Annotated in this window: 23 protein-coding genes and 1 pseudogene; 16 read left to right on the forward strand and 8 right to left on the reverse strand. The window is 70.8% G+C overall.

Features of this window, described 5'->3' with window-relative positions; genetic code table 11:
• Positions 1 to 11: 11 nt before the first annotated feature.
• Both hpnD and hpnE read left to right on the forward strand, forming a co-directional pair.
• A complete protein-coding gene (hpnD, locus tag IE209_RS15270) occupies positions 12 to 857 on the forward strand; it encodes a presqualene diphosphate synthase HpnD (protein ID WP_189687814.1) in 846 nt (281 codons plus the stop codon).
• Between the two features lie 88 nt (positions 858 to 945).
• A complete protein-coding gene (hpnE, locus tag IE209_RS15275; RefSeq protein WP_189687815.1) occupies positions 946 to 2,193 on the forward strand; it encodes a hydroxysqualene dehydroxylase HpnE in 1,248 nt (415 codons plus the stop codon).
• Here the strand turns inward: hpnE and IE209_RS15280 are convergent.
• Positions 2,186 to 2,878, reverse strand: coding sequence for an HAD family hydrolase (locus IE209_RS15280; protein WP_189687816.1), 693 nt, complete (start codon positions 2,876 to 2,878; stop codon positions 2,186 to 2,188). The genes hpnE and IE209_RS15280 overlap by 8 nt on opposite strands.
• Before the next feature lie 20 nt (positions 2,879 to 2,898).
• Here IE209_RS15280 and hemH point away from each other — a divergent pair, with 20 nt between their 5' ends.
• The 6 genes from hemH (at position 2,899) to IE209_RS34210 (ending at position 10,145) form a co-directional block, all read left to right on the forward strand.
• Complete coding sequence (hemH, locus tag IE209_RS15285; protein WP_189687817.1) at positions 2,899 to 3,951, forward strand: ferrochelatase; 1,053 nt, start codon at positions 2,899 to 2,901, stop codon at positions 3,949 to 3,951.
• Between the two features lie 104 nt (positions 3,952 to 4,055).
• Positions 4,056 to 4,502: a tripartite tricarboxylate transporter TctB family protein gene (locus tag IE209_RS15290; protein ID WP_189687818.1), complete on the forward strand. Its 447-nt coding sequence runs from the start codon at positions 4,056 to 4,058 to the stop codon at positions 4,500 to 4,502.
• 182 nt (positions 4,503 to 4,684) lie between these two features.
• On the forward strand, positions 4,685 to 6,211 hold the full coding sequence (locus IE209_RS15295) for a tripartite tricarboxylate transporter permease (protein ID WP_189687819.1): 1,527 nt from the start codon (positions 4,685 to 4,687) through the stop codon (positions 6,209 to 6,211).
• Positions 6,212 to 6,238: 27 nt separating this feature from the next.
• The gene (locus tag IE209_RS15300) at positions 6,239 to 6,928 is read left to right on the forward strand and encodes a response regulator transcription factor (RefSeq protein WP_189687820.1); all 690 of its coding nucleotides are present in this window, start codon (positions 6,239 to 6,241) and stop codon (positions 6,926 to 6,928) included.
• A 2-nt stretch (positions 6,929 to 6,930) separates the two neighbouring features.
• Positions 6,931 to 8,322, forward strand: a complete 1,392-nt coding sequence (locus IE209_RS15305) for a sensor histidine kinase (protein ID WP_189687887.1) — start codon at positions 6,931 to 6,933, stop codon at positions 8,320 to 8,322.
• Between the two features lie 212 nt (positions 8,323 to 8,534).
• Positions 8,535 to 10,145, forward strand: a complete 1,611-nt coding sequence (locus IE209_RS34210) for a methyl-accepting chemotaxis protein (protein ID WP_268245964.1) — start codon at positions 8,535 to 8,537, stop codon at positions 10,143 to 10,145.
• 6 nt (positions 10,146 to 10,151) lie between these two features.
• Here the strand turns inward: IE209_RS34210 and xerD are convergent, their stop codons facing one another.
• Positions 10,152 to 11,078 carry a site-specific tyrosine recombinase XerD gene (gene xerD, locus IE209_RS15315; RefSeq protein ID WP_373305349.1) on the reverse strand — a complete coding sequence of 309 codons (927 nt, stop codon included), beginning with the start codon at positions 11,076 to 11,078 and terminating at the stop codon, positions 10,152 to 10,154.
• Positions 11,075 to 12,037: a tripartite tricarboxylate transporter substrate binding protein BugE gene (locus IE209_RS15320; RefSeq protein WP_189687821.1), complete on the reverse strand. Its 963-nt coding sequence runs from the start codon at positions 12,035 to 12,037 to the stop codon at positions 11,075 to 11,077. The genes xerD and IE209_RS15320 overlap by 4 nt, the downstream gene beginning before the upstream one ends.
• Positions 12,038 to 12,198: 161 nt before the next feature.
• Here IE209_RS15320 and IE209_RS15325 point away from each other — a divergent pair, with 161 nt between their 5' ends.
• Positions 12,199 to 13,116: an AEC family transporter gene (locus IE209_RS15325; RefSeq protein WP_189687822.1), complete on the forward strand. Its 918-nt coding sequence runs from the start codon at positions 12,199 to 12,201 to the stop codon at positions 13,114 to 13,116.
• Between the two features lie 3 nt (positions 13,117 to 13,119).
• Here IE209_RS15325 and IE209_RS15330 read toward each other — a convergent pair whose 3' ends face one another.
• Entirely contained in the window at positions 13,120 to 14,775 is a 1,656-nt protein-coding gene (locus IE209_RS15330; RefSeq protein ID WP_189687823.1) for an AMP-binding protein, read from the reverse strand.
• Between the two features lie 2 nt (positions 14,776 to 14,777).
• Positions 14,778 to 15,968, reverse strand: coding sequence for an isovaleryl-CoA dehydrogenase (locus tag IE209_RS15335; RefSeq protein ID WP_189687824.1), 1,191 nt, complete (start codon positions 15,966 to 15,968; stop codon positions 14,778 to 14,780).
• Positions 15,969 to 16,080: 112 nt separating this feature from the next.
• Here IE209_RS15335 and IE209_RS15340 point away from each other — a divergent pair, with 112 nt between their 5' ends.
• Complete coding sequence (locus IE209_RS15340) at positions 16,081 to 17,115, forward strand: AraC family transcriptional regulator (RefSeq protein WP_229882869.1); 1,035 nt, start codon at positions 16,081 to 16,083, stop codon at positions 17,113 to 17,115.
• Here IE209_RS15340 and queG read toward each other — a convergent pair.
• Positions 17,106 to 18,152 carry a tRNA epoxyqueuosine(34) reductase QueG gene (queG, locus tag IE209_RS15345; protein ID WP_229882877.1) on the reverse strand — a complete coding sequence of 349 codons (1,047 nt, stop codon included), beginning with the start codon at positions 18,150 to 18,152 and terminating at the stop codon, positions 17,106 to 17,108. The genes IE209_RS15340 and queG overlap by 10 nt on opposite strands.
• Positions 18,153 to 18,179: 27 nt before the next feature.
• On the opposite strand from queG, the gene tsaE reads away from it, so the two are divergent.
• The 3 genes from tsaE to IE209_RS15360 all read left to right on the forward strand — a co-directional run bounded on the left by tsaE (position 18,180) and on the right by IE209_RS15360 (position 20,597).
• Positions 18,180 to 18,734, forward strand: coding sequence for a tRNA (adenosine(37)-N6)-threonylcarbamoyltransferase complex ATPase subunit type 1 TsaE (tsaE, locus tag IE209_RS15350; RefSeq protein WP_373305352.1), 555 nt, complete (start codon positions 18,180 to 18,182; stop codon positions 18,732 to 18,734).
• A 79-nt stretch (positions 18,735 to 18,813) separates the two neighbouring features.
• A complete protein-coding gene (locus IE209_RS15355) occupies positions 18,814 to 20,253 on the forward strand; it encodes an N-acetylmuramoyl-L-alanine amidase (protein WP_189687826.1) in 1,440 nt (479 codons plus the stop codon).
• A gap of 122 nt (positions 20,254 to 20,375) precedes the next feature.
• Entirely contained in the window at positions 20,376 to 20,597 is a 222-nt protein-coding gene (locus IE209_RS15360) for a YMGG-like glycine zipper-containing protein (RefSeq protein WP_189687827.1), read from the forward strand.
• Positions 20,598 to 20,643: 46 nt separating this feature from the next.
• On the opposite strand, the gene IE209_RS15365 is transcribed toward IE209_RS15360, so the two are convergent.
• Positions 20,644 to 20,901 (reverse strand): hypothetical protein, encoded by a 258-nt coding sequence (locus IE209_RS15365; RefSeq protein WP_189687828.1) that lies wholly within the window; start codon positions 20,899 to 20,901, stop codon positions 20,644 to 20,646.
• A 68-nt stretch (positions 20,902 to 20,969) separates the two neighbouring features.
• Complete coding sequence (locus tag IE209_RS15370) at positions 20,970 to 21,638, reverse strand: DedA family protein (protein ID WP_189687829.1); 669 nt, start codon at positions 21,636 to 21,638, stop codon at positions 20,970 to 20,972.
• An 11-nt stretch (positions 21,639 to 21,649) separates the two neighbouring features.
• On the opposite strand from IE209_RS15370, the pseudogene IE209_RS34430 reads away from it, so the two are divergent.
• The 3 genes and pseudogenes from IE209_RS34430 to IE209_RS15380 all read left to right on the forward strand — a co-directional run.
• Positions 21,650 to 21,994: pseudogene (locus IE209_RS34430) on the forward strand (DUF7577 domain-containing protein); the annotation flags it as partial.
• A gap of 18 nt (positions 21,995 to 22,012) precedes the next feature.
• On the forward strand, positions 22,013 to 22,732 hold the full coding sequence (locus IE209_RS15375; protein WP_229882870.1) for a hypothetical protein: 720 nt from the start codon (positions 22,013 to 22,015) through the stop codon (positions 22,730 to 22,732).
• Positions 22,733 to 22,770: 38 nt separating this feature from the next.
• Positions 22,771 to 23,856, forward strand: coding sequence for a zinc ribbon domain-containing protein (locus tag IE209_RS15380; RefSeq protein ID WP_189687831.1), 1,086 nt, complete (start codon positions 22,771 to 22,773; stop codon positions 23,854 to 23,856).
• Positions 23,857 to 23,913 lie beyond the last annotated feature (57 nt).

The following is a 23,913-nucleotide window of genomic DNA, read 5'->3' on the forward strand; positions in this document are numbered from 1 at the left end:
AATCGCCCCCCATGACAACGACACCGGAACAGTACGTCCAGCAGAAGGCAGCGGCCTCGGGCAGCAGCTTCTACTACGCCTTCCTGTTTCTTCCCAAGCCGCGCCGCGCGGCCATCACCGCCTTCTACGCCTTCTGCCGCGAGGTCGACGACGTGGTCGACGAGGTCAGCGACCCCAGCGTCGCACGGACCAAGCTGGCCTGGTGGCAGGCCGAGGTCGCCAAGGCCTATGCTGGCCAGCCCAGCCATCCCGTGATGCAGGCGCTGATGCCGCTCGCGCCGCAATTCGGCATCGAAGAGCGCCAGCTGCAGGCCGTGATCGAGGGCTGCCAGATGGACCTGGAGCAGACGCGCTACCTCGATTTCGCCGGCCTGAAGCGCTATTGCCACCTGGTGGCCGGCGTGGTCGGCGAGGTCTCGGCGCGCATCTTCGGCCAGACCCAGGAGGCCACGACGCAGTACGCCCACACCCTGGGCCTGGCCTTCCAGCTCACCAACATCATCCGCGACGTGGGCGAGGACGCCATGCGCGGGCGCATCTACCTGCCCATCGACGAGCTGCAGCGCTTCGACGTCAAGGCGCACGAGCTGCTCAAGCGCCAGCATTCCGAGCGCTTCGTCGCGTTGATGCGCTTTCAAGCCGAGCGCGCCCATGCGCTGTACGACCAGGCGCTGGCGCTGCTGCCCGCCGCCGACTGGCGCGCGCAGAAACCCGGTCTCATGATGGCCAGCATCTACCGCACGCTGCTGCGCGAGATCGAACGCGACGACTTCGCCGTGCTCCACCAGCGCATCGCGCTCACGCCGCTGCGCAAGTTCTGGCTGGCGTGGAAGGTCCAGGCACTGGGCAGGTTATGAGCCGCGCGGCTTTGCACTCCCTGCGGTCGTGCCACTCCACCCCCCGGGCGGGAGGCACGGCCGGCTTGGGGCGGCCCGGCGCTCGGCCGTGAAGCTCGCCATCGTCGGCGCCGGCTGGGCCGGCTTGGCGGCCGCCGTTCACGCCACCGCGTCCGGCCACCAGGTCGCCGTCTTCGAAGCTTCCCGCCAGGCCGGCGGCCGCGCGCGCAGCGTGGTGCACGCGCATGACGGCCGCACGCTCACGCTGGACAACGGCCAGCACATCCTGATCGGCGCTTACACCGAGACGCTTGCCCTCATGCGCACCGTCGGCGTGGACCCCGCGCAGGCCCTGCTGCGCCTGCCGCTGGACCTGCGCGGGCCCGACGGCAGCGGCATCGCCCTGCCCGACCGCGCCCCGCCCTGGGACGCGCTGGCCGGCATCCTGGGCGCGCGTGGTTGGGGCTGGCGCGACAAGGCCGCGCTGCTGGCAGCCACCACGCGCTGGCAGTTGGCGGGCTTTCGCTGTGCGCCACAGACCACGGTGGCCCAGCTTTGCGCCGCTCTGCCCGCGCGCGTGCAGCAGGCCTTCGTCGAGCCGCTGTGCCTGTCGGCCCTCAACACGGCGGCCGACCAGGCCAGCGCCAGCGTGTTCCTGCGTGTGCTGCAGGATTCGCTGCTGGGCGGCCGCGGCGGCTCCAACCTGCTGATCCCGCGCCGGCCGCTGGGCGCGCTGTTCCCCGAGCCCGCCATGGCATGGCTGCAGGCGCACGGCCAGACCGTGCATCTGGGCGCACGCGTCCACCTGCTGGCGCGCCACGGCGCCCAGTGGCAGGTCGGCGGCCAAGCCTTCGACCGCGTGCTGCTGGCCTGCCCTTCCTGGGAAGCTGCGCGCCTGGTGCGCATGGCCGGCTGCGCCGCCGGCGCCTGGTTGGCCCAGGCCGAGGCGCTGCACTTCGAACCCATCACCACCGTCTACGCCACGAGCGCCACGCGCCTGCCGCGGCCCATGGTGGCGCTGGCGGGCACGCCCGCCCAGTTCGTGTTCGACCGCCGCCACCTGGGCGAGGACGGCCTGCTGGCCTTCGTCGTGAGCGTGAGCCGCGGCACGCGCGAGGCGCTGCAGCAGCAGGTGATCGACCAGGGCCGCACGCAATTGGGCCTCGCGGACCTGCAGCCCGTCGTGACCATCGTCGAAAAGCGCGCCACCTTCGCCTGCACGCCAGGCCTGCAACGGCCCGGCCTGCAGATCGCGGCTGGCCTGGCGGCCTGCGGCGAGTACGTGGCCGGCCCCTATCCCGGCACCATCGAAGGCGCGGTGCGCAGCGCGCGCGAAGCTCTGGCCGGACTCAGCTGAACAACGCGCAGAGCCCGCGCAGGTCCGTCAGGCTTGCGTGCGGCTGCACGGATTGCGTCCACGGGTGTTCGCCGCGGTTGATCCAGGCCGTCTGCATGCCCACGGCATGCGCACCCAGCACGTCGAGCAGCGCGTCGTCGCCGACGTGGAGCACCGCCTCGGCCGGCACGCCCGCCGCCTCGGCGGCGGCCACGAAGATGCGCGCGTCGGGCTTGCCCACGCCGAACGTGGCGGCACTGAACGCAGCGCGGAAATGCGGCATGAGGCCGATGCGACCCAGGTCGGCATTGCCGTTGGACACTGCCACCAGCGGGAAGCGAGCGGCCAGGAATTCCAGCGCCTCCAGGGCATCTTCGTACAACTCGACCTCATGGCGCACGGCGATGAAGACCTCGAACGCCGTGGCCGCCAGCGCCTCGTCGTCGCCGGCCTGCACGAGTGCGCGCCGAATCGATTCGCGCCGCAGGAAGGCCATGTCGTGCGCCAAGTGTTCATGCTCCTGCAGGACCTGCTCGCGCAGCAGGCGGCGCCGTTCGGCATCACTCCAGAACCGGCCTGTCGCCGGCGCGTGGCCTTCGAACCAGGCGCCGAGCGCCTTCTCGGCCTTGGCGATGGTGGGCCAGATCGGCCAGAGGGTGTCGTCCAGGTCGAGCGTGATGGCCCGGACTTTGTGGGTCTGCAGCATGGGTGGCCGAGAATAGCGCAATGCCCTCCCGCCCCGCGCCCGCCGCCCTCGATGCCCCTGGCAAGACCGCCGTTCTGTACTGCAACCTCGGCACCCCCGACGCACCCACCGCCCCCGCGGTGCGGCGCTACCTGGCCGAGTTCCTGTCCGACCCGCGCGTGGTGGAGATTCCCAGGCTGGCCTGGTGGCCCATCCTGCACGGCATCATCCTGCGCGTGCGGCCGGCCAGGTCGGCCGCGAAATACGCAAGCATCTGGACACCCGAGGGCTCGGCCCTGAAGGTCTGGACCGAGCAGCAGACCGGGGGCCTGGGCAGCCTGCTGGCCGAACGCGGCCACCGGCTGGAAGTGCACTACGCCATGCGCTACGGCCAGCCCGCCATCGCGGCCCAGCTCGACGCGCTGGCCGCCGGGGGCGTCACGCGCCTGCTCGTGCTGCAGGCCTATCCGCAGTATTCGGGCACCACCACGGCCAGCGTGCTCGACGCCGTCGCCGCCTGGAGCCAGCGGCAGCGCCGCGTGCCCGAGATGCGCTTCGTCGCCGACTACCACGACGACGCGGGCTACATCGGCGCGCTGGCCGACAGCGTGCAGCGCCACTGGGCGCAGCACGGCCGCGGCGAGCTGCTGCTCATGAGCTTTCACGGCATCCCAGCGCGCAACATCGCGCTGGGCGACCCCTACCAGGTGCAATGCCAGGCCACGGCCAGGCTGCTCGCGCAGCGGCTGGGCCTCACGGACCAGCAATACCGCCTGACCTTCCAGTCGCGCTTCGGCCGCGCCAAATGGCTGGAGCCCTACACCGAACCCACGCTGCGCGCGCTCGCGCAACAAGGCACGCGGCGCATCGACGTGATGTGCCCGGGCTTTCCGGGGGACTGCCTGGAGACGCTGGAAGAGATCAACATGGAAGGGCGCGCCGCCTTCCTCGAGTCCGGCGGCGAGGCCTTCCACTACATCCCCTGCCTGAACGACAGCCCGGCCTGGGCCCGCGCCCTGGCCGACCTCGCTGAACGCCACCTGAGCGGCTGGAATACCCGGACCATGCCGGCGGATCAGCCAGCCGTCAGCTAGCGCTTCTTACGCTCGCCGCACAGCCATGCCCTCTGCGTGGCTGCGTCGGTGCGCGAGTGCGTACCGGCCCGTTCCACTTCGGGGCCGCGTGCTCCCCTGCCTCCATGAAAACCACCCGAGACATCCACGATCTGGTCGGCGGACTGCTGATGACCGCCGCCGGTCTCTTCTTCGCGCTCTATGGCGAGCGCTACACCTTCGGCACGGCCGCCCGCATGGGCCCGGGCTACTTTCCCGTCGTGCTGGGCTGGACCCTCGCCGTGCTGGGCCTGCTGGTCGCGCTGCCCGCCTGGTGGCGGCGCGGCACAGGCATCACGGTGCAGTGGAACAACCTGCTGTGGAGCATCGCCGCGCTGCTGGCCTTCGCCTTCGCGCTGCACCCGCTGGGTCTGGTGCTGTCCTCGTTCCTCGCGGCGCTGCTCTCGCTCGTGCCTTCGGCGATGGCGCTGCGCACCCGCCTGACAGTGTGCGCCGTGGTGGCATTGCTGACCACGCTCATTTTTCCTGTGGGTCTACAGATGATCCTCCCCCTGTGGCCCTGGAGTGCATAGGACCACCCCGTTTGGCTGGCTCACTTCGTGCAGCCATCCCATCCCCCTCCAGGGGCGCACCCAGCGGTCCGGCAGAGCCGGTCCCGCGGGTGCACTCGCATGGCCTGCTCCGCGGCCTTCTGAACCGCTGCCCACAAGACGCCCTCGTGCACCGCGAGTGACACGGCGCGCAATGGACTGACATGGAACTACTTTCGAACCTCTGGCTCGGCCTGCAAGTCGCCTCCGAGCCCAGCACCCTGCTCTACTGCTTCGGCGGCGTGCTGCTGGGCACCGTGGTCGGCGTGCTGCCCGGCATCGGCGCGCTGGCCGCCATCTCGCTGCTGCTGCCGCTGACCTACCACATGCCGCCCACGGCGGCCATCATCATGCTGGCCGGCGTCTACTACGGCGCGCAGTACGGCGGCTCCACGGCCTCCATCCTGCTGAACCTGCCCGGCACACCGTCCTCGGCCGTGACCTGCCTGGACGGCTACCCCATGGCCAAGAACGGCAAGGCCGGCGTGGCGCTGTTCGTGACCACCATCGCCTCGCTGGCGGGCGCGATGTCGGGCCTGGTGCTGCTGGTGCTGTTCTCGCCCGCGATTTCCGAGATGGGCCTGAAGTTCGGCCCGGCAGAGTTCTTCTCGATGATGGTGCTGGGCCTGGTCGCGGCCTCGTCGATGAGCGCGGGCTCGGCCGCCAAGGGCCTGGCCATGGTGGTGTTCGGCCTGCTGCTGGGCATGGTTGGCACCGACGTGAATTCGGGCGTGGCGCGCTTCTCGTTCGACGTGCCCGAGCTCATGGACGGCATCAACCTCGTGGCGCTGGCCATGGGCCTGTTCGGCGTGGCCGAGGTGGTGCGCTGCATCAACTCGGCCGACATGAACCGCAAGCCCGAGAAGGTCACGCTCAAGTCCATGGCGCCCAGCGGCGAGGAGTTCCGCGCCACCGTCAAGCCCATGGCGCGCGGCTCGGCGCTGGGGGCGGCGCTCGGCGCACTGCCGGGCGTGGGCCCGTCGATCGCGGCGTTCATGGCCTACGCCATCGAGAAGAAAGTCGCCAAGGACCCGAGCCGCTTCGGCCGTGGCGCCGTCGAGGGCATCTCGGCCCCCGAATCGGCGAACAACGCTGCAGCGCAGACAGCCTTCGTGCCCTCGCTGTCGCTGGGCATTCCGGGCGACGCGGTCATGGCCGTGATGCTGGGCGCGCTGATCATCCACGGCATCCAGCCCGGCCCCATGCTCATCAGCGAGCAGCCGCAGCTGTTCTGGGGCCTGGTGGTGAGCTTCGCGATCGGCAACATCATGCTGGTGGTGCTGAACCTGCCGACCATCGGCCTGTGGGTTGCGCTGCTGCGCATCCCGTTCGCGTGGATGTACCCGGCCATCCTGGTGTTCGTGGCGCTCGGCGTCTACAGCGTCAACAACAACACCTTCGACATCTTCTCGGTCGCCGTGCTGGGCATCATGGGCTATGCGCTCATGGTGCTGCGCTTCGAGCCGGCGCCGCTGCTCTTGGGCTACATCCTGGGGCCGATGCTGGAGGAAAACCTGCGCCGCACGCTGCTGCTCTCGCGTGGCGACCCGATGGTGTTCATCGACCGGCCCATCAGCGCCGGCCTGCTGGCCGTCACCGGCGCCATGCTGCTGTGGGCGGTGTGGTCCACCGTGCGCGCCACGCTGCGTTCCAGGCGTCAGCTGGAACGCGCGGAGCAGGCTCCGGCATGAACGCGCCATCTGCTAGCCTCGGCCTCCATGCGAATCCTGCTGGTTGAAGACGACGCCGTGCTGCGCGAGGTCATGGCGCGCAGCCTGGAGCACGCGGGCCACCGCGTCGACCCGGCCGAGAGCGTGGAGGACGCCGCCCACCTGTGGCGCGTGCAGCCCTTCGACGCCGTGCTGCTCGACCTGAACCTGCCGCAGCATGCGCGCGCCGGCAGCACCATGGGCTCGGGGCTGGCGGTGCTGCGCGAGGCGCGCGCGCGGGGCGACCGCACGCCGGTGCTGGTGCTCACGGCGCGCAACCGCACCGAAGAGCGCATCGCCGGCCTGGACGCCGGCGCGGACGACTACCTGGGCAAGCCCTTCGACCTGGCCGAGGTCGAGGCCCGGCTGCGCGCACTGGTGCGCCGCGCCATCGGCACCGACGACGTGGCCACGCTGGGCCGGCTGCAGCTGGACCGGCGCGCGCGCCGCTTCAGCGTGGGCGACGCGCCACTGGACCTGCCCGCGCGCGAGTTCGAGGTGCTGTGGGAACTCATGAGCCCGCCCGGCCACGCCGTGCACAAGCGCACGCTGTCGGACAAGCTCTCGGGCTTCGACGACGCACTGGGCGACAACGCGCTGGAGGCCTTCATCTCGCGCCTGCGCAAGAAGCTCGTCGGCAGCGGCGCGGCCATCCGCACGCTGCGCGGCATCGGCTATCTGCTGGAGCCCGAGGCTTGAGCATGGGCGCCGCGGCTGCGCCCTCGTTGCGCGTCCGCATGCTGCAGCACGTGATGCTGCCGCTGGTGCTGATCTGGCTGATCGGCACCGTCGCCACGCTGGGCGTGGCCAGTTATTTCACCGAGCAGGCCTTCGACCGCGCGCTGCTCGACGACGCCTACTCCATCGCCTCGCAGGTCGGCCCCGCGCCCGACGGCCAGGTGGTGCTGCACCTGACCAGCAGCGAGCTCACGGCCGCACTGTTCGACCAGGCCGAAGCCGTGTACTTCAGCGTGCTGCGGCCCGACGGCACGCGCCTGGCCGGCGAGCCGCTGCCACCCATGCCGTTGCCGGCCCAGGCCGAAGGCCATGTCTATGGCAACACCGCCTACAAGGACCAGCCCGTGCGCGCCGTGGTGTTGCGCCACACCGTGGACGGCGCCGACTACCACGTCGTGATGGCCCACACCACGCGCATCCGCGGCGCCCTGGTGCAGCGCCTGCTGGTGTTCGGCGCGCTGCCCTTGCTGGTGCTGCTGGGCATGCTCGCCATCTGGCTATGGCGCGGCATCCAGCGCGACCTGGCACCGCTGAGCCAGCTGCAGGCCGCGCTTGCGCACCGCCATGCGCAGGATCTCTCGCCCGTGCCGCTGTCCCCGTCCACGCAGGAGATCGACGAGGTCGGCCAGGCCGTCAACGCCTTGTTCGAGCGCCTGGGCCGCAACGTGCGTGCCCAGCGCGAGTTCGCGGGCAACGTGGCGCACGAATTGCGCACGCCGCTGGCCGGCATCCGCGCGCTGGCCGACTACGGCCTGGCCCACCCGGGCACCGCGGTCTCGCGCCAGCAGCTGCAGCAGATCGCCAGCAGCGCCGAGCGCGCCGGCCGGCTCGTCAACCAGCTGCTGGACCTGGCCCTGGCCGACGAGGGCGAGCTCGTGCTCCAGCGCGAACGCCTGGCGCTGGGCCCGCTCGTGGGCCAGACCATCGTGCGCCACCTGGACAAGGCCGACGCGCGCGGCGTGGACCTGGGCGCGCGCGGCCTGGACGAGGCCGGCGAGGACGACTTCACGGTCTGGGCCGATGCCGCGCTCGTCGAAGGCATCCTGGACAACCTGGTCGACAACGCGCTGCGCTACGGCGGCCGCACGCTGACCATCGCGTTGCACGACACGCCCGCGCGCGATGCCTGCGTGCTGGCCGTCATCGACGACGGTCCCGGCATCCCGGCTTCGGCACGCCAAGCCTTGATGCAGCGCTGGGCCCAGGGCCGCGACGGCGAGAAGCTGGGCCAGGGCGCGGGGCTGGGCCTGTCCATCGTGGCGCGCTATGCGCAGCTGCTGGGCTCCGAACTGCGGCTGGACAGCGGCGAGGACGGCCGCGGCCTGCATGCCAGTGTGACCTTGCCGCGCGCCTGAGCCGGCGGGCAGCGCAGGGCCGCATTGCCCGCATGTAGGACCCGGCGTGACGGCCGGTTACAAATGGCCGCCGAATGGACTGCCTGCGCGGCTGCCCAGCGGCCGCATGCGCCTACATTCGGCCGCGCACATCGCCACGCACCCCAGCCATGCGGGACCGCGTGCCTTCCCCTCAACGACGGAAAGACCCTCTCGACCATGACGGAGACTGCATGAACGCCCTGAAGAACCTCAAACTCGGCACGCGCCTGGCCTTCGGCTTCGGCCTGGTGGTGGTGTTGCTGGTGGGCGTCGCCGTCCTCGGGCTGGTGTCCATGGCCCAGGTCCAGGACCGGCTGGACGACATCGTGTCGGTCAACAACAAGGCGTCCAGCCTGGCCGGCGCCATGCGCGGCGCCGTGAGCCAGGTGGCGCAGCGCAGCCGCGACATCGTGCTGTACGACGGCGTGCGCAAGCGCGTCGCCATCGAGGGCATCACCCAGGCCCGCCAGCGCTACGAGGCGGCCGAGAAGGAACTGGCCGTGATGTTCGAGCGGCCGGACACCTCGGAACACGAGAAGGAACTCTTCGCCAAGGTCGCCAAGCTCAAGACCGCGGCCGCGCCGCTCGTCAGCAAGGTGGTCGAACTGGGCCGCACGGACATGACCGACGAGGCGGCCCGCTTCCTCGGCACCCAGGTCGATGGGCCGATGCAGGCCTGGTATGAGGCGCTGGGCGAGCTGTCCGACTCCGAGGAGAAAGCCAACAACGACGCGGCGGAAGAGGCGCAGACGGCCTACGCCCGTGCCCGCACGCTGATGCTGGCGCTGTGCGCCGCGGGCGTGGCGCTGGGCCTCGTCGCGGCCTGGTGGATCACGCGCAGCATCACGGTGCCGATCTCCGAAGCCGTGCGCATCGCCCGGACCGTCTCGGCTGGCGACCTGACCTCGCGCATCGAGGTCCGCGGCAAGGACGAAACCGGCCAGCTGCTGGCCGCACTGCGCGACATGAACGACAACCTGATCCGCGTCGTCTCCACCGTGCGCCACAGCAGCGATTCGATCGCCACCGGCGCCGGCGAGATCGCGGCGGGCAACCAGGACCTGAGCCAGCGCACCGAGGAGCAGGCCAGCAATTTGCAGCAGACCGCGGCCTCGATGGAGCAGATCGGCTCCACCGTGCAGTCCAACGCCGAGACGGCGCGCCAGGCTGCGCAGCTGGCCACCGCGGCCGCGGCGGCGGCCGAGCAAGGCGGCGCCGTGGTCGGCCAGGTGGTCGGCACCATGGACGCCATCTCGGGCGGCTCGCGCAAGGTCAGCGAGATCATCGGCCTGATCGACGGCATCGCCTTCCAGACCAACATCCTGGCGCTCAACGCCGCCGTGGAGGCGGCACGTGCGGGCGACCAGGGCCGCGGCTTCGCCGTCGTGGCCACCGAGGTGCGCAGCCTGGCCGGCCGTTCGGCCCAGGCCGCCAAGGAGATCAAGAGCCTGATCGGCGAGAGCGTGAAGATGGCCGAGGTCGGCACCACCCAGGCCGACGCGGCCGGTGCGGCCATGGGTGACATCGTCAAGCAGGTCAAGCGCGTGGCCGACCTGATCGCCGAGATCAGCGCCGCCAGCCACGAGCAGACCACCGGCATCGGCCAGGTCAGCGGTGCGGTGAACCAGCTCGACCAGGTCACGCAGCAGAACGCCGCGCTGGTCGAGCAGTCCGCCGCGGCGGCCGACAGCCTGAACGCCCAGGTCGGGCGCATGGTGGATGCGGTCGGCGTGTTCCAGCTTCCCGCCGACGCTGCGGCTGCCGTGCAGCAGCCGGCGCAGCGCGCCCTCGCCGCGACCTGAGGTCGCTCAGCCGCGCGGGTGGTGCCGCGCGTGCAGCGCGTGCAGCCGCTCGCGCGCCACGTGGGTGTAGATCGTGGTGGTGGAGATGTCGGCGTGGCCCAGCAGCATCTGCACCGCGCGCAGGTCGGCGCCGTGGTTCAGCAGGTGCGTGGCGAAGGCATGGCGCAGCGTGTGGGGCGACGGTGCCACCGTGATGCCCGCGGCCAGCGCATGGCGCTTGACCAGGCCCCAGAACATCACGCGGGACATGGCGCTGCCGGCCTGGGCGCCGCGCGTGGTCACGAAGAGGTCTTCGCTCTGGCGTCCATCCAGCAGCGCTGGCCGCGCCTCCTCGAGGTAGCGCTCCAGCCACTCCTGCGCCACTTCGCCGAACGGCACCAGCCGCTCCTTGTTGCCCTTGCCGGTCACGCGCAGCACACCTTCGTTGAGGCCGATCTGAAAGGTCTTGAGGCCCACGAGTTCGCTCACCCGCAGACCGCTCGCGTAGAGCAGCTCGAGCATGGCGCGGTCGCGCACGCCCAGCGGCGTCTGCACGTCGGGCGCGGCCAGCAAGGCCTCGACCTGGGCCTCGCTCATGGTCTTGGGCACGCGCAGCGGCTGGCGCGCGGACTGCAGCTTGAGCGTGGGATCGGTCTGCACCGCACGCTCGCGCAGGGCCCAGCGGAAGTAGCGTTTGAAGACGGTGAGCCGGCGGTTCGCCGTGGTGGCCTTGGTGCCCGCGTGGCGGGCCGCGAAGTAGGCCTGCAGGTCGCTCTCGCGCGTGGCGTCCAGCGCACTGCCGCGGCCGGCCAGCCATTGCGCATAGAGTGCCAGGTCGCGCCGGTAGGCGGCCAGCGTGTTGCGCGCGAGGCCCTGCTCCAGCCAGAGCGCATCGACGAAGGCGTCGATGCGGGCCTGGCTCTGGTTCAGCACCGCCGAGGGCGGCGCGCTCACTCCAGCGTCAGCTTGGAGGTTTCCACGACCTTCTTGTAGACGTCGAACTCGGCCTTGATCTGCGCCGCGAACTCCTCGGGCGAGTTGCCGATGATCAGCGAGCCCGTGTCCTCGATGCGCTTGCGCACGGCCGGGTCTTCCAGCGCCTTGCGCACGCCGGCGTTGATCTTGTCCACCACTTCCTTGGGCAGGCCCTTGGGACCGACGATGCCGTAGTAGGCCATGCGGTTCACGGGCTCCAGGCCGACTTCCTTGAACGTGGGCACGTCGGGCAGCGCAGCCACGCGCTGCGGCGCCGCCACGACGATGGGCACCAGCCGCTTGCTCTGCACGAAGGGCAGCGTGGACGGCAGGTTGTCGAAGATCATGGGCACCTGGCCGGCGACGGTGTCGTTCAGCGCCGGGCCCGCGCCGCGGTAGGGAATGTGCGTGACGAACACGCCCGCCATGTTCTTGTACAGTTCCATCTGCAGGTGGCCGATGCCGCCCGTGCCGGAGGAGGAGTACGAGTACTTGCCCGGCGACTTCTTGAGCTCGGCCACATAGGCCTTGTAGTCCTTGGCCGGGAACGAGGGATTCACCGCGATGATGTTGGGCGTGGCCGCAATGTTGATGATGGGCGTGAAGTCCGTCAGCGGGTTGTACGGCGTCTTCGGGTTGATGGCCGGGTTGGCCGCCGTGGTCGACACCGTGGCCACGCCCAGCGAGTAGCCATCGGCCGGCGAACGCGCCGTCTCGGAGGCACCGATGATGCCGCCGCCGCCGCTCTTGTTGTCCACCACGACGGGCTGGCCCAGCGCCTTGCCCAGCGGGTCGGCGATGACGCGCGCGATGATGTCCGTGGTGCCGCCCGGCGCGAACGGCACGACCAGCTTGACCGGCTTGTTCGGATAGGACTGGGCGAAGGCTGAGCTGGCGGCGGCCAGCAGGGCCAGGGTGAAAACGGAACGGCGTTGCATCGGGGAAGTTCTCCGCTGAGGGTGGATCGGTGGCAGGTGGCCGGCTCGTGGCCGGCCCCGAAAAATTATAGGAGTCGCCCTGCGCCCGCCGCCCCCGGGCATGCCCTTGCGTGGCGCTGGTATTCTCGGGTGCCGACCCGCGCCGCTGTGCGACCCGACCCGTGAACTACGCACAACTGCTGCTGCCCGATTTCTCGCTGATCCTGATCGGCTTCCTGTTGTGCCGCTACACGCCCATGAACCGCGAGGTCTGGGTCCAGGTCGAGAAGCTCGTCTACTACGTGCTGTTCCCGGTGCTGCTGTTCCAGTCGGTGCTGCGCTCGCGCATCGACTTCGTCGCCACCTCGGACCTGATCCTGGGCGGGCTGGCACTGGCCGCTTGCGGCATCGCGCTGTCCTACAGCCTGCCCTACTGGCCCGGCCTGGCGCGGTACGTGGAGCGGCGCGAGCACGCAGGTGCCGCGCAGATCGCGTTCCGCTTCAACTCCTTCATCGCGCTGCCGCTGGCCGAGCGGCTGGCCGGCGCGCCGGGCGCGCTGGCCATGGCCGTGCTGATCGCGGTCTGCGTGCCGATTTTCAACATCGCGGCCGTGTGGCCCATGGCGCGCGGCGCCAGCGCGAACTTCGGGCGCGAGCTGCTGCGCAATCCGCTGATCGTGGCCACGGGCACCGGCCTGGCGGCCAACCTGGCGGGCCTGCGCATTCCGGAGTGGATCGAACCCACGGCCACGCGCATCGGCGCGTCCTCGGTGGCCATGGGCCTGATGGCCGCCGGAGCCGGCATGCAGTTCGGGCCGCTCGCGCGGGCCAAGGCCCTGGGGCTGGGCCTGCTGGCCATCCGCCACCTGCTGCTGCCCGTCGTGGGCCTGGGCCTGGTGCTGCTGCTCAAGTTGCCGCCCGTGCAGGCCACGGTGCTGCTGATCTTCTCGGCTCTGCCCACGGCCTCGAGCTGCTATGTGCTGGCCGCGCGCATGGGCTACAACGGGCCCTACGTGGCCGGGCTCGTCACGCTGTCCACGCTGGCCGGCATGATGAGCCTGCCCTATGCACTGGGCATCCTGCGGCCGCTGGCGCCTTGAGCGTCAGGCGGTCTGGTCGGCGCGCAGGCTCAGCTCCTCGCTCATGAGCTCGCGGATCCGGAACTTCTGGATCTTGCCCGTCACCGTCATCGGGAACGCAGCCACGAAGCGGATGTAGCGCGGCACCTTGTAGTGCGCAATCCGGCCCTTGCAGAATTCGCGCACGGACGCCTCGGTCAGCACCTGGCCGGGCTTGGGGATGATCCAGGCGCAGAGCTCCTCGCCGTAGCGGCTGTCGGGCAGGCCGACCACCTGCACGTCCTGCACCTGGGGATGGCGGTACAGGAACTCCTCGATCTCGCGCGGGTAGATGTTCTCGCCGCCGCGGATCACCATGTCCTTGATGCGGCCGACGATGTTGACGTAGCCCTCTTCGTCCATGGTCGCGAGGTCGCCGGTGTGCATCCAGCCTTGGGCGTCGATGGCCTCGCGCGTCTTCTCGGCGTCGCCCCAGTAACCGTGCATGACCGAGTAGCCGCGCGTGCAGAGCTCGCCGGACTGGCCGCGCGGCACCAGGGCGCCGCTGGACGGGTCGACGATCTTGACTTCCAGGTGCGGCTGCACCTGCCCGACCGTGGACACGCGCTTGGCCAGCGGCGTATCGGTCGAACTCTGGCAGCTGACCGGGCTGGTCTCGGTCATGCCGTAGGCGATCGTGATCTGCGACAGGTGCATCTGCTCGACCACGCGCTTCATGACCTCGATCGGGCAGGGCGAGCCGGCCATGATGCCGGTGCGCAGCGAGGACAGATCGAACTCGGCGAAGCGCGGATGGTCCAGCTCGGCGATGAACATGGTGGGCACGCCGTGCAGGCCGGTGCAGCGCTCGGCCTGCACGGCCTCGAGCACCGTGAGCGGATCGAAACCGTCGTTGGGATAGACGATGGCGCTGCCGTGCGTGAGGCAGGCCAGGTTGCCGAGCACCATGCCGAAGCAGTGGTACAGCGGCACCGGGATGCACAGGCGGTCAGAGGGCGAGAGCTTCATGCACTCGCCGATGAAGAAGCCGTTGTTGAGGATGTTGCGGTGGGTCAGCGTCGCACCCTTGGGGAAGCCCGTGGTGCCGCTCGTGAACTGGATGTTGATCGGGTCCGTGTTCTTGAGGCTCCGCTGCACCTCGGCAACGCGCGGGTCGGCCTCCTCGCCCGACGCCAGCAGCGCCGAGAAGCGCGTCATGCCGGGCTCTTCCGCACCTTCGCCAGTCCGGTCGATCCAGTAGACGCGCTCGAGCTGGGGCAGCTTGCCGTCCAGCTCGCGCAACATGCCGAGGTAGTCGCTGGTCTTGAAGCGCGCCATGGCCACGATGGCGCGGCAGCCGACCTTGTTCAGCGCGTACTCGAGCTCGGCCGTGCGGTAGGCCGGGTTGATGTTGACGAGCACGAGGCCCGCCTTGGCCGTGGCCAGCTGCATGAGCAGCCAGGCGCTGTTGTTGTGCGACCAGATGCCGATGCGGTCGCCGGGCAGCAGGCCCGAGCGCAGCAACGCGCTGGCCAGGCGGTGGGCGCCTGCCTGCAGTTCGCCGTAGCTCATGCGCACGCCTTCGTGGCGGCTGACCAGGGCCAGCGCATCGGGCTGGCGTACGGCCATGGCGTCGAAGCAGTCGCCGATCGTCTGCTCGATCAGCGCGGGCGCGGTCGCGCCCTTGGCGTAGCTGTCCATGGTCAGGCGGTCTCGGAGAACAGCTCGCGGCCGATCAGCATGCGGCGGATCTCGCTCGTGCCCGCGCCGATCTCGTAGAGCTTGGCGTCGCGCCACAGCCGCTCGACCGGGAAATCCTTGGTGTAGCCCACGCCGCCCAGCGCCTGGATCGCCTCGCCGGCCATCCAGGTGGCCTTCTCGGCCGAGTAGAGGATGGCGCCGGCCGCATCCTTGCGGAAGCTGCGCGCATGGTCCTGCCGGTCGCAGGCCTTGCCCACGGCATAGACGTAAGCGCGCGTGGCCTGCCAGGTGCTGTACATGTCGGCGATCTTGCCCTGCATCAGCTGGAATTCGCCGATGCTCTGGCCGAACTGCTTGCGCTCGTGCACGTAGGGGATCACGGCGTCCATGCAGGCGGCCATGATGCCCAGCGGGCCGCCCGACAGCACGGCGCGCTCGTAGTCCAGCCCGCTCATGAGCACCTTGGCGCCCATGCCCTCGCCGCCCAGCACGTTCTCCTCGGGCACCTCGCAGTTGTCGAAGAACAGCGGGAAGGTGTTGGAACCGCGCATGCCCAGCTTGTCGAGCTTGGTGCCGGCCGAGAAGCCCTTGAAGCCCTTCTCGACGATGAAGGCCGTCATGCCGCGCGCGCCCATCTCGGGCTCGGTCTTGGCGTAGATCACCAGCGTGTCGGCATCGCCGCCGTTGGTGATCCACATCTTGCCGCCGTTGAGCACGTAGTAGCCGTCCTTCTTCTCGGCCTTGAGCTTCATGCTGACCACGTCGGAGCCGGCGCCCGGCTCGCTCATGGCCAGCGCGCCCACGTGCTCGCCGCTGACGAGCTTGGGCAAATACTTGGCCTTCTGCGCGGCGCTGCCGTTGCGGTGGATCTGGTTCACGCACAGGTTGGAGTGCGCGCCGTAGGACAGGCCCACCGACGCCGAGGCGCGCGAGACCTCCTCCATGGCCACGATGTGGGCCAGATAGCCCAGCTCGGTGCCGCCGTACTCCTCCTTGACCGTCATGCCGTGCAGGCCCAGGCTGCCGAGCTTGGCCCACAAGTCCTTGGGGAACTGGTTGTCGCGGTCGATGGCCGCCGCGCGTGGCGCGATCTCGGCGGCGCAGAAATCGGCGATCGCGTCGCGCAGGGAATCGATGGTCTCGCCCAGGTCGAAGTCGAGGCCGGGCAACTGAGAAGTGGGGGAAGCGGGCATGGGGGCAGTCTCCTGAAGGGGTTGCGGTCGCAGCGCGACAGCTTACGCCGGCCTGCCGGGCATTTGACGCCACAATGGTTGCAGATTGCGCCACGCTCCGCTTGCCGCCGCCATGCCCTCCCCCCTCGCCTCGCCGCCCGCCCGCGCCGCCACACCGATGGCCTTCGTCCAAGCCATCGTGCAGGCCTATGCACGCTACGGCCGGGATCCCTCCGCGGCCCTGCGCGCGGCACAGATCGCGCCGCGCGAGCTGCAGCAAGGCGGCGCGCGCGTGACCGCCGCGCAGTTCGAGGCGCTCAACGCCCACGCCATGCAGGAACTGGACGACGAAGCCCTGGGCTGGTTCGGCCGGCGCCTGCCCTGGGGCAGTTACGGCATGCTGTGCCGTGCCTCGCTGACCTCGCCCAACCTCGGCGTGGCGCTGGCGCGCTGGTGCCGCCACCACCGGCTGCTGGTCGACGACGTGCTGCTGCACCTCGAGGTCGAGGGCGGCAGCGCGCGGCTGTGGATCGAGGAGCGGCGCGCGCTCGGGGCGCTGCGCGAGTTCTGCCTGGTGTCCTGTCTGCGCTTCGTGCACGGCTATGCGAGCTGGGCCATCGACTCGCGCGTCTCGCTGCAGGAGGCCAGCTTCCCCTTCCCCGCGCCCGACCATGCCGATGCCTACCCGCTGATGTTCGGCGGCGCGATCCGCTTCGGCGCGCGCGAGGCCGGGTACCGTTTCGACGCGGCCTATCTCGGCCTGCCGCTGGTGCGCGACGAGCGCGCGCTGCGCACCATGCTGCGGCGCGCCTTGCCGCTGACGGTGCTGCAGTACCGGCGCGACCGGCTGCTGGGCCAGCGCGTGCGCGAGCTGCTGCGCACGCGCAGCGACGCCGGCACGGCCGATGCGCTGGCCGGCCTGCTGCATGTGTCCACCCGCACGCTGCACCGCCAGCTGCAGGCCGAGGGCCTGTCGCTGCAGGGCCTCAAGGACCAGGTGCGCCACGAGCAGGCCGTGGAGCAGTTGCGCCGCACCCAGCGCTCGGTCAAGCAGATCGCGCTGTCCGTGGGCTTTCGTAACGAGAAGAGCTTCGCGCGCGCGTTCCGGCAATGGACCGGCATGGCGCCGGGCGCGTTCCGGCAGGCACAGGCGCCCGCTCAGCCTTGAGCCAAAGCCCAGGCGACGTGTTCGCGCACGAGTGCGCTGGCGTGTTCTGCGCGCGTGTGCAACGCGGCGCGCAGCGGTGCCCGTTCCTCGGCCGGTACCTGCCGCAGCGCATTGCCCAGCGCCACCGCGATGTTGCGCAACCAGCGCGCGTGGCCGATGCGGCGGATCGCGCTGCCTTCGGTGCGGCGCAGGAACTCGTCCTCGCTCCAGCCGAACAGCGCGGCCAGCGTGCTGCCGGCCAGGCCCTCGCGTGCATCGAAGTCAGGCAGCGGCGAGCGCTGCGCGAACTTGTTCCAGGGGCAGGCCAGCTGGCAGTCGTCGCAACCGTAGATGCGGTTGGCCAGCAAGTGGCGCAGCGGCAGCGGAATCGGCCCTGGGTGTTCGATGGTCAGGTAGGAGATGCAGCGCCGCGCGTCCACGCGCTGCGGCCCGACGATGGCGCCCGTGGGGCAGATGGCGATGCAGGCCTGGCACTGGCCGCAGTGGGCGCTGACCGGCGCGCTCTGCGGCAGCGCGATGTCCAGGTAGATCTCGCCCAGGAAGAACATGGAGCCGCCCTCGCGGTTCAGCACCAGCGTGTGCTTGCCGCGCCAGCCCTGGCCGCTGCGCGCGGCGAGTTCGGCCTCGAGCACGGGCGCTGAATCGGCGAACACGCGAAAGCCCAGCGGGCCCACTGCCTCGGCGATGCGCTCGGCCAGCTTCTGCAGCCGCGCGCGCAGCACCTTGTGGTAGTCGCGGCCCCGCGCATAGACCGAGACGATGGCCTCGCCGGGCCGCGCCAGCCGCGCGAGCTCGGCGGCCTGCCAGTCGTCCGGCGTGTCCTGCGGCAGGTAATCCATGCGCGCGGTCAGCACGCTGAGCGTGCCCTCCACGAGCTCGGCCGGGCGCGCCCGCTTCATGCCGTGGCGGGCCATGTAGTCCATCTCACCGTGGAAACCGGCCGCGAGCCAGGCCGCAAAACCCGGTTCGGCCGACGACAAATCCACAGGGGCGATGCCGATTTGGGAGAATCCGAGCGCGCTGGCCCATTCCCTGATACGGGACACCAGCCGGAGAGCATCGATCTGAACCACAGCAGCCGTCACCCGCCGATTGTAGAAACCGCACCCTCCCCAGCGGCTGGTGCGCAGACGTCCCCCCTCCCCGTCTCCCTGGTGTTGCACTGGCCCGACGAAGCCGCGACGGCCGCCTTCGCCGCGCGCCTGGCCGCGCAACCGGACACGCGGGAGGCCTTCGTCACGCTGCATGGCGACCTGGGCGCAGGCAAGACCACGCTGGTGCGCCATCTGCTGCGCGCGCTGGGCGTGCAAGGCCGCATCAAGAGCCCGACCTATGCCGTGGTGGAGCCACATGTGGTGGACGACCGCCAGCCCCCGCTGGCGATCTGGCACTTCGATTTCTACCGCTTCGACGATCCGCGCGAATGGGAAGACGCGGGCTTTCGCGACATCTTTGCCAGCCCCGGCCTCAAGCTGGCCGAATGGCCCGAGAAGGCCGGCGCGCTGCTGCCGCCAGCGGACCTCGCCATCACGATCACCGCACGGGCCGACGAGGGCCGCGACGTGCACGTCACGGCCCGCACGCCGCGCGGCCGCGGGCTCCTGGAGAACCTCAAATGACCCCCACGCTCATCGCTGCGCGTATCGCTGCCCCCCGAGGGGGCGCATCGGCGCCTTCGGGCCGCCGGGCGGCGCCGACATGAAACGCCGCCGCCTGCTCGGCCACGGCGCGCTGGTGCTGCTGCTGGGCGTGACCCATGCTGCGCGCGGCGCTGGCATCGTCGCCGTGCGCGTCTGGCCCGCGCCCGACTACTCGCGCGTGACCATCGAGTCCGACGTGCCTTTGACCACCAAGCAGATCTTCGTGGCCGACCCGCCGCGCCTGGCGGTGGACATCGAAGGCATCGACCTGGATGCCGCGCTGCGCGAACTCGTGGGCCGCGTGCGGCCCGACGATCCCAACATCGAACGCATCCGCGTCGGCCAGAACCAGCCCGGCGTGGTGCGCCTCGTGATCGACTTGAAGCGCGCCGCCGTGCCGCAGGTGTTCACCTTGAAGCCCGTGGCGGCCTACCAGAACCGCCTGGTGCTGGACCTGTACCCGGCCGAGAAGGAAGACCCGCTGCAGGCGCTGATCGACGAGCGGCTGCGCGACGTGCAGGCGGGCAAGGCGCCCGCGGCCGACCCGCTGGACGACCTGATCGCGCGCCACACCGGCCCGGGGACCAGCGGCACGCCCGCTGCCGGCCCGGAGCTGCGCGAGTCGCCGCCGCCGGGGCAAGTCAAGCCCCTGCCCGGCCCGGACAGCACGGCACGCCCCCCCTCGCCCGAACTGCCGCACGGCACGCTGGCCGCCGCGCCCGAGAAGGCGCCACCGCGGCCGGCCAAGCCGACGCCTGCGCCGCCCAGCCGCACCGACCGCCTCATCATCGTCGCGCTGGACCCCGGCCATGGCGGCGAGGACCCCGGCGCGATCGGCCCCAAGGGCACGCGCGAGAAGGACATCGTGCTGCGCGTGGCGCACAAGCTGCGCGAGCGCATCAACGCGGCCAGCGTCAACGGCAACCCGATGCGCGCCTTCCTCACGCGCGACGCCGACTTCTTCGTGCCGCTGCAGACGCGCGTGCAGAAGGCGCGCAATGTGCAGGCCGACCTGTTCATCAGCATCCATGCCGACGCCTTCACGACGCCGGCCGCGCGCGGCGCCAGCGTGTTCGCGCTGAGCCAGCGCGGCGCCACCAGCACGGCCGCGCGCTGGCTGGCCGACAAGGAGAACCAGGCCGACCTGATCGGCGGCGTCAACGTGCAGGCCAAGGACCAGCATGTGCAGCGCATGCTGCTGGACATGAGCACCACGGCCCAGATCAACGACAGCCTGAAGCTGGGCAGCGCCGTGCTCGGCGAGATCGGCGGCATGGCCCGGCTGCACAAGCCGCGCGTGGAGCAGGCCGGCTTCGCGGTGCTCAAGGCACCGGACATCCCGAGCGTGCTCGTGGAGACGGCCTTCATCAGCAACCCCGAGGAAGAGGCCAAGCTGCGCAGCGAGGCCTACCAGGACGAGCTGGCGGACGCGATCATGCGCGGCATCCGCGGCTACTTCGCCAAGAACCCGCCGCTGGCGCGCAGCCGCACCGTCTGATCTGGCGCGGCCCCACACGCCGCGCCGGCCCTGGCCTACAGGCGCGGGCCGGTGCCGTTCCTACAGTGGTCCTACAGGCCCATGAAGCCTGGCATCGCAACAGCAAGAGACGAGGTATCCCCATGATCAAGACCATCCTGGCAGTCACCGCGGCATCGGTCATCGGCCTGACGGGCTGCGCCTCCAACCCCACCAGTGCGCAGGTCGGCACCGGCGTCGGCGCCGTGGCCGGCGGCGTCGTCGGCAATGCCGTGTTCGGCAGCACGCTGGGCACCGTGGGCGGCGCCGCAGCCGGCGCGCTGGTCGGCAACGAGGTCGGCAAGCGGCGCGACCAGGGCCGCTGAGGCGCGGTCGCCTGATCGGAAGGGCCCTGCGGGGCCCTTCGCCGTTTCAGGACCCTTCCGGCAACTTGGCCGACTGGCACTGGATCGCGCCGCTCGCCATATGGCAGGCGATGGCCCGCCCGGTCGCAGGGTCGTGGAACCAGGCGGTGCTGCCGTTGCCGCTCGACGACACGCCGACGGGCTGGTAGCTGGGATTGGCGCGGATCTGCGATTGCGCGCTGGGCGCCAGCAGCACACCCAGCGCAATGGCACAAGCGCCCGCTACGGCGATGGCGGGAAGGCGGGAACCGGAGAACAGGGACATGCGAAGCTCCTGAGGAAGAAACCCGCATCATGGCCCAGTGCGAAAGCGCCGGGCGTGACAAGCCGTGTTCAGGACGTGGCCGCGCCGGCGGCGTCGCGCTCGGCCTGGCGCTTGGCCTTCCAGGCGCCGTAGATGGCGATCAAACCGGGGATGAAGATCATCGCCCAGATGATCTTGTCCAGGTTGGCCTTGACCCAGGGCAGGCCGCCCAGGAAATAGCCCGCCGTGCAGATGCCCAGCACCCAGATCAGCGCGCCGGCCACGTTGTAGGCGGTGAACTTGGTGCGGCCCATCTCGGCCACGCCGGCCACGAAGGGGGCGAAGGTGCGGATGAACGGCATGAAGCGCGCCAGGATGATGGTCACGCCGCCATAGCGCTCGTAGAAGGCATGGGCCTGGTCGAAGGCCTTCTTGTTGAAAAAGCGCGAGTCTTCCCACTGGAACACCTTGGGCCCGAAATAGCGGCCGATGCTGTAGTTGCACTGGTCACCCAGGACCGCGGCCACCACCAGCACCGCCATCGCCAGCGGCAGGCTCATGAGGCCCAGGCCGCACAGTGCCCCCACCACGAACAGCAGTGAGTCGCCCGGCAGGAAGGGCATCACCACGACGCCGGTCTCCACGAACACGATCAGGAACAGCAGCGCATAGACCCAGGTGCCGTAGTTGCGCACGAAGGTCTCCAGGTGCACGTCCACGTGCAAGATGAAGTCGATCAGAAAGCTCGCCAGTTCCATGCGGCGGCATTATGGCGGCCCGTCCCCACCGGGCCCGTGACAGGCCCGCGCGGCCAGGGAATTGCCCGCGCAGCGCATTTGCTAGCATCGGCCCGCCCTGGCGCCAGCCGGCCGCAGCCGGCGCACCACGGCCCCGTCCACCCCGCTGTTTTCCTTTGTCCAAGACCTGCCCCGCATGCGGCACCGGGAACCGGCCCATCGCCAGGTTCTGCAGGAAGTGCGCTACCCCTCTGGATCCGGCCACGCCGGCGGCCGGCGCCGCCGCACGTGCGCCGACGGCGCCGGCCGCAACGGCCACGCCAGCCCTGGCCTGCCTGGCCTGCGGCAAACCCAACCGGGCCGGCGCGCGCTTTTGCCGCCGTTGCGGCAAGTCCTTGGCCAGGCCCGCCGAGCCCGCCCTCGCACCCCGGCTGGTCCAACCCGACCGGCAGCCCGGTATGCCGCAGGGCGTGCCGGCCGCGGCGGCGGCCCGGACCGCGCCTGCACCGGCGGCAGCGCGCCACCGCCCGGTCCTGCCGTTGCTGCTGCTCGTGCTGGTGCTCGTGGCCGCGGTGCTGTGGTGGCAGCGCGGGGCAGCGCCGCCGCCGGTCACCGCTCCCCCGGCGCCGGCCGCCGCCCCCGTCGAGGAGTTCCTGACCGATCCGCCGCCCCCGGCTTCCGACAAGCCGCCCGCTCCGGTGGAGGCACCGAGCGTAGCGCCACCGGCGCCACCCGCGTCCGAGCCGGCGCAGGCCCCTGCCCCGCAACGCCCCCAGCCGGCGCCCGCGGCCGTCAAGCCGCCCGAGCCGGCGGCCAGCGCCGCCTCCGCGGCTGCCGCGCCGCCCGCCGAGCTCGCCACCGTCTACACTGCGCCCCCCGCGCCCCGGCCACCACCGCCGCCATCGCCCCCGCCGCGCCAGGCCGCCGCCCCGCCCGCGGCGCCGAGCCCGGAATCGGTCTGTGCCGACAGCAGCAACGGGCTCGCGCGTTCGCTGTGCATCGGCATGCAATGCTTCAAGTCGGAGTTCCGCCGGCACCTGACCTGCGTCCGCCTGGAAAATGAGGCCCGCGAGCAGCGCCGGCGCGAGATCGAACAGGGTCTGGTCGGCAACTAGCCGGCCGCGCCGCAGCCAACCTCAGGAGTACCCCGCCCGTGCTTTCCCAACAGATCAAGGACAGCAGCAGCCTCGTCGACAGCATCGACGCCATGCGCAACTGGCGCGCCCTTGTGCTGCTGCTGGTCACGCTGGTCGCGGGCGCCATGGTCATGGGCCTCGGCACGCTGCTGGCCAGCGTCAGCTACTTCTTCGTCGCGCTGTTCGCGGTGGCGGCCTATGCCGTGCTGTTCTACGGCGTCAATGCCGCCGGCGTGATGCTGATGGACGAGGCGCACGGCGTGCGTTCGCGCTCCATCGTCGAGGCCGTCTCGCATTCGCTGACGCACTCGCACCGCCTGCTGCTGGTCTACCTGTGGATCGCGGGCCTGTACCTGGCCGGCGTGCTGGCGCTGATGGTGGTGGTGTTCCTGTGCAAGCTGCCGCTGCTCGGGCCGCTGCTGTACGCCTTCGTGTTCCCGGTGGCGGTGGTGTTGACGGGCGTGGCGCTGTTCGCGCTGCCCATGGTGGTGTTCCCGCTGTCGGCGCCCTCGGTGTGGAACGGCGCCACGGCCATGGAGTGCGTGAGCCAGCTGATCGCCATCGCGCGGCGCCGGCTCGGCATGGTGCTGCTGCTGATGCTGGTGGTGTCCTTCATCGCGGTGCTGATCGGCCTGTTGATCGGCACCATCCTGTTCGGCGGCGTGGCCATCACGGCCGGCATCTCCGCCCCCATCCTGGGCAACATGGACATGGGCAGCTTCGGCATGGGAAGCGGTGGCGCGCATGCCGCGGCGGCCGGCTTCGGCAGCGGCGTGCTGTTCGCAGCCGCCTGCACGCTGCCGGGCCTGGTGTACCTGCGCGGTGTGAGCAGCGTCTACCTGCGCGCGCTGGACGGCCTGGACCTGGCGGCCGAGCAGGCCCATGTGGACGCCCACCTGGCCTACGCCGTCGACAAGGCCCGCGGCATGCAGGAGCAGGCCCAGGCCCGCGCCCAGCGCGTGGCCGAGCGCGCGCGCGCCGCAGCCGCCAATGCCGCGCAGCCGACCGAGCCGCCCAAGCCACCCGCCACCTGTCCGGCCTGCGGCACCAACGTGCGCGCGACCGACACCCAATGCGCCGCTTGCGGCCAAGCGCTGCAATGAAAGCCCCCACGCGCATCACTTCGTGTCTCGCTGCCTCCCAAGGGAGCGCTTCAGCGC

It is taken from the genome of Pseudorhodoferax aquiterrae (genome assembly GCF_014652235.1).
Lineage (GTDB): Bacteria > Pseudomonadota > Gammaproteobacteria > Burkholderiales > Burkholderiaceae_C > Pseudorhodoferax > Pseudorhodoferax aquiterrae.

Coding starts and splice junctions, on each gene's coding strand:
- hpnD (WP_189687814.1), top strand. CDS start 12: ATGACAACGACACCGGAACAGTACGTCCAGCAGAAGGCAGCGGCCTCG.
- IE209_RS15280 (WP_189687816.1), bottom strand. CDS start 2,878: ATGCTGCAGACCCACAAAGTCCGGGCCATCACGCTCGACCTGGACGAC.
- hemH (WP_189687817.1), top strand. CDS start 2,899: ATGCCCTCCCGCCCCGCGCCCGCCGCCCTCGATGCCCCTGGCAAGACC.
- IE209_RS15290 (WP_189687818.1), top strand. CDS start 4,056: ATGAAAACCACCCGAGACATCCACGATCTGGTCGGCGGACTGCTGATG.
- IE209_RS15295 (WP_189687819.1), top strand. CDS start 4,685: ATGGAACTACTTTCGAACCTCTGGCTCGGCCTGCAAGTCGCCTCCGAG.
- IE209_RS15300 (WP_189687820.1), top strand. CDS start 6,239: ATGCGAATCCTGCTGGTTGAAGACGACGCCGTGCTGCGCGAGGTCATG.
- IE209_RS15305 (WP_189687887.1), top strand. CDS start 6,931: ATGGGCGCCGCGGCTGCGCCCTCGTTGCGCGTCCGCATGCTGCAGCAC.
- IE209_RS34210 (WP_268245964.1), top strand. CDS start 8,535: ATGAACGCCCTGAAGAACCTCAAACTCGGCACGCGCCTGGCCTTCGGC.
- IE209_RS15320 (WP_189687821.1), bottom strand. CDS start 12,037: ATGCAACGCCGTTCCGTTTTCACCCTGGCCCTGCTGGCCGCCGCCAGC.
- IE209_RS15330 (WP_189687823.1), bottom strand. CDS start 14,775: ATGGACAGCTACGCCAAGGGCGCGACCGCGCCCGCGCTGATCGAGCAG.
- IE209_RS15335 (WP_189687824.1), bottom strand. CDS start 15,968: ATGCCCGCTTCCCCCACTTCTCAGTTGCCCGGCCTCGACTTCGACCTG.
- IE209_RS15340 (WP_229882869.1), top strand. CDS start 16,081: ATGCCCTCCCCCCTCGCCTCGCCGCCCGCCCGCGCCGCCACACCGATG.
- IE209_RS15355 (WP_189687826.1), top strand. CDS start 18,814: ATGAAACGCCGCCGCCTGCTCGGCCACGGCGCGCTGGTGCTGCTGCTG.
- IE209_RS15360 (WP_189687827.1), top strand. CDS start 20,376: ATGATCAAGACCATCCTGGCAGTCACCGCGGCATCGGTCATCGGCCTG.
- IE209_RS15365 (WP_189687828.1), bottom strand. CDS start 20,901: ATGTCCCTGTTCTCCGGTTCCCGCCTTCCCGCCATCGCCGTAGCGGGC.
- IE209_RS15370 (WP_189687829.1), bottom strand. CDS start 21,638: ATGGAACTGGCGAGCTTTCTGATCGACTTCATCTTGCACGTGGACGTG.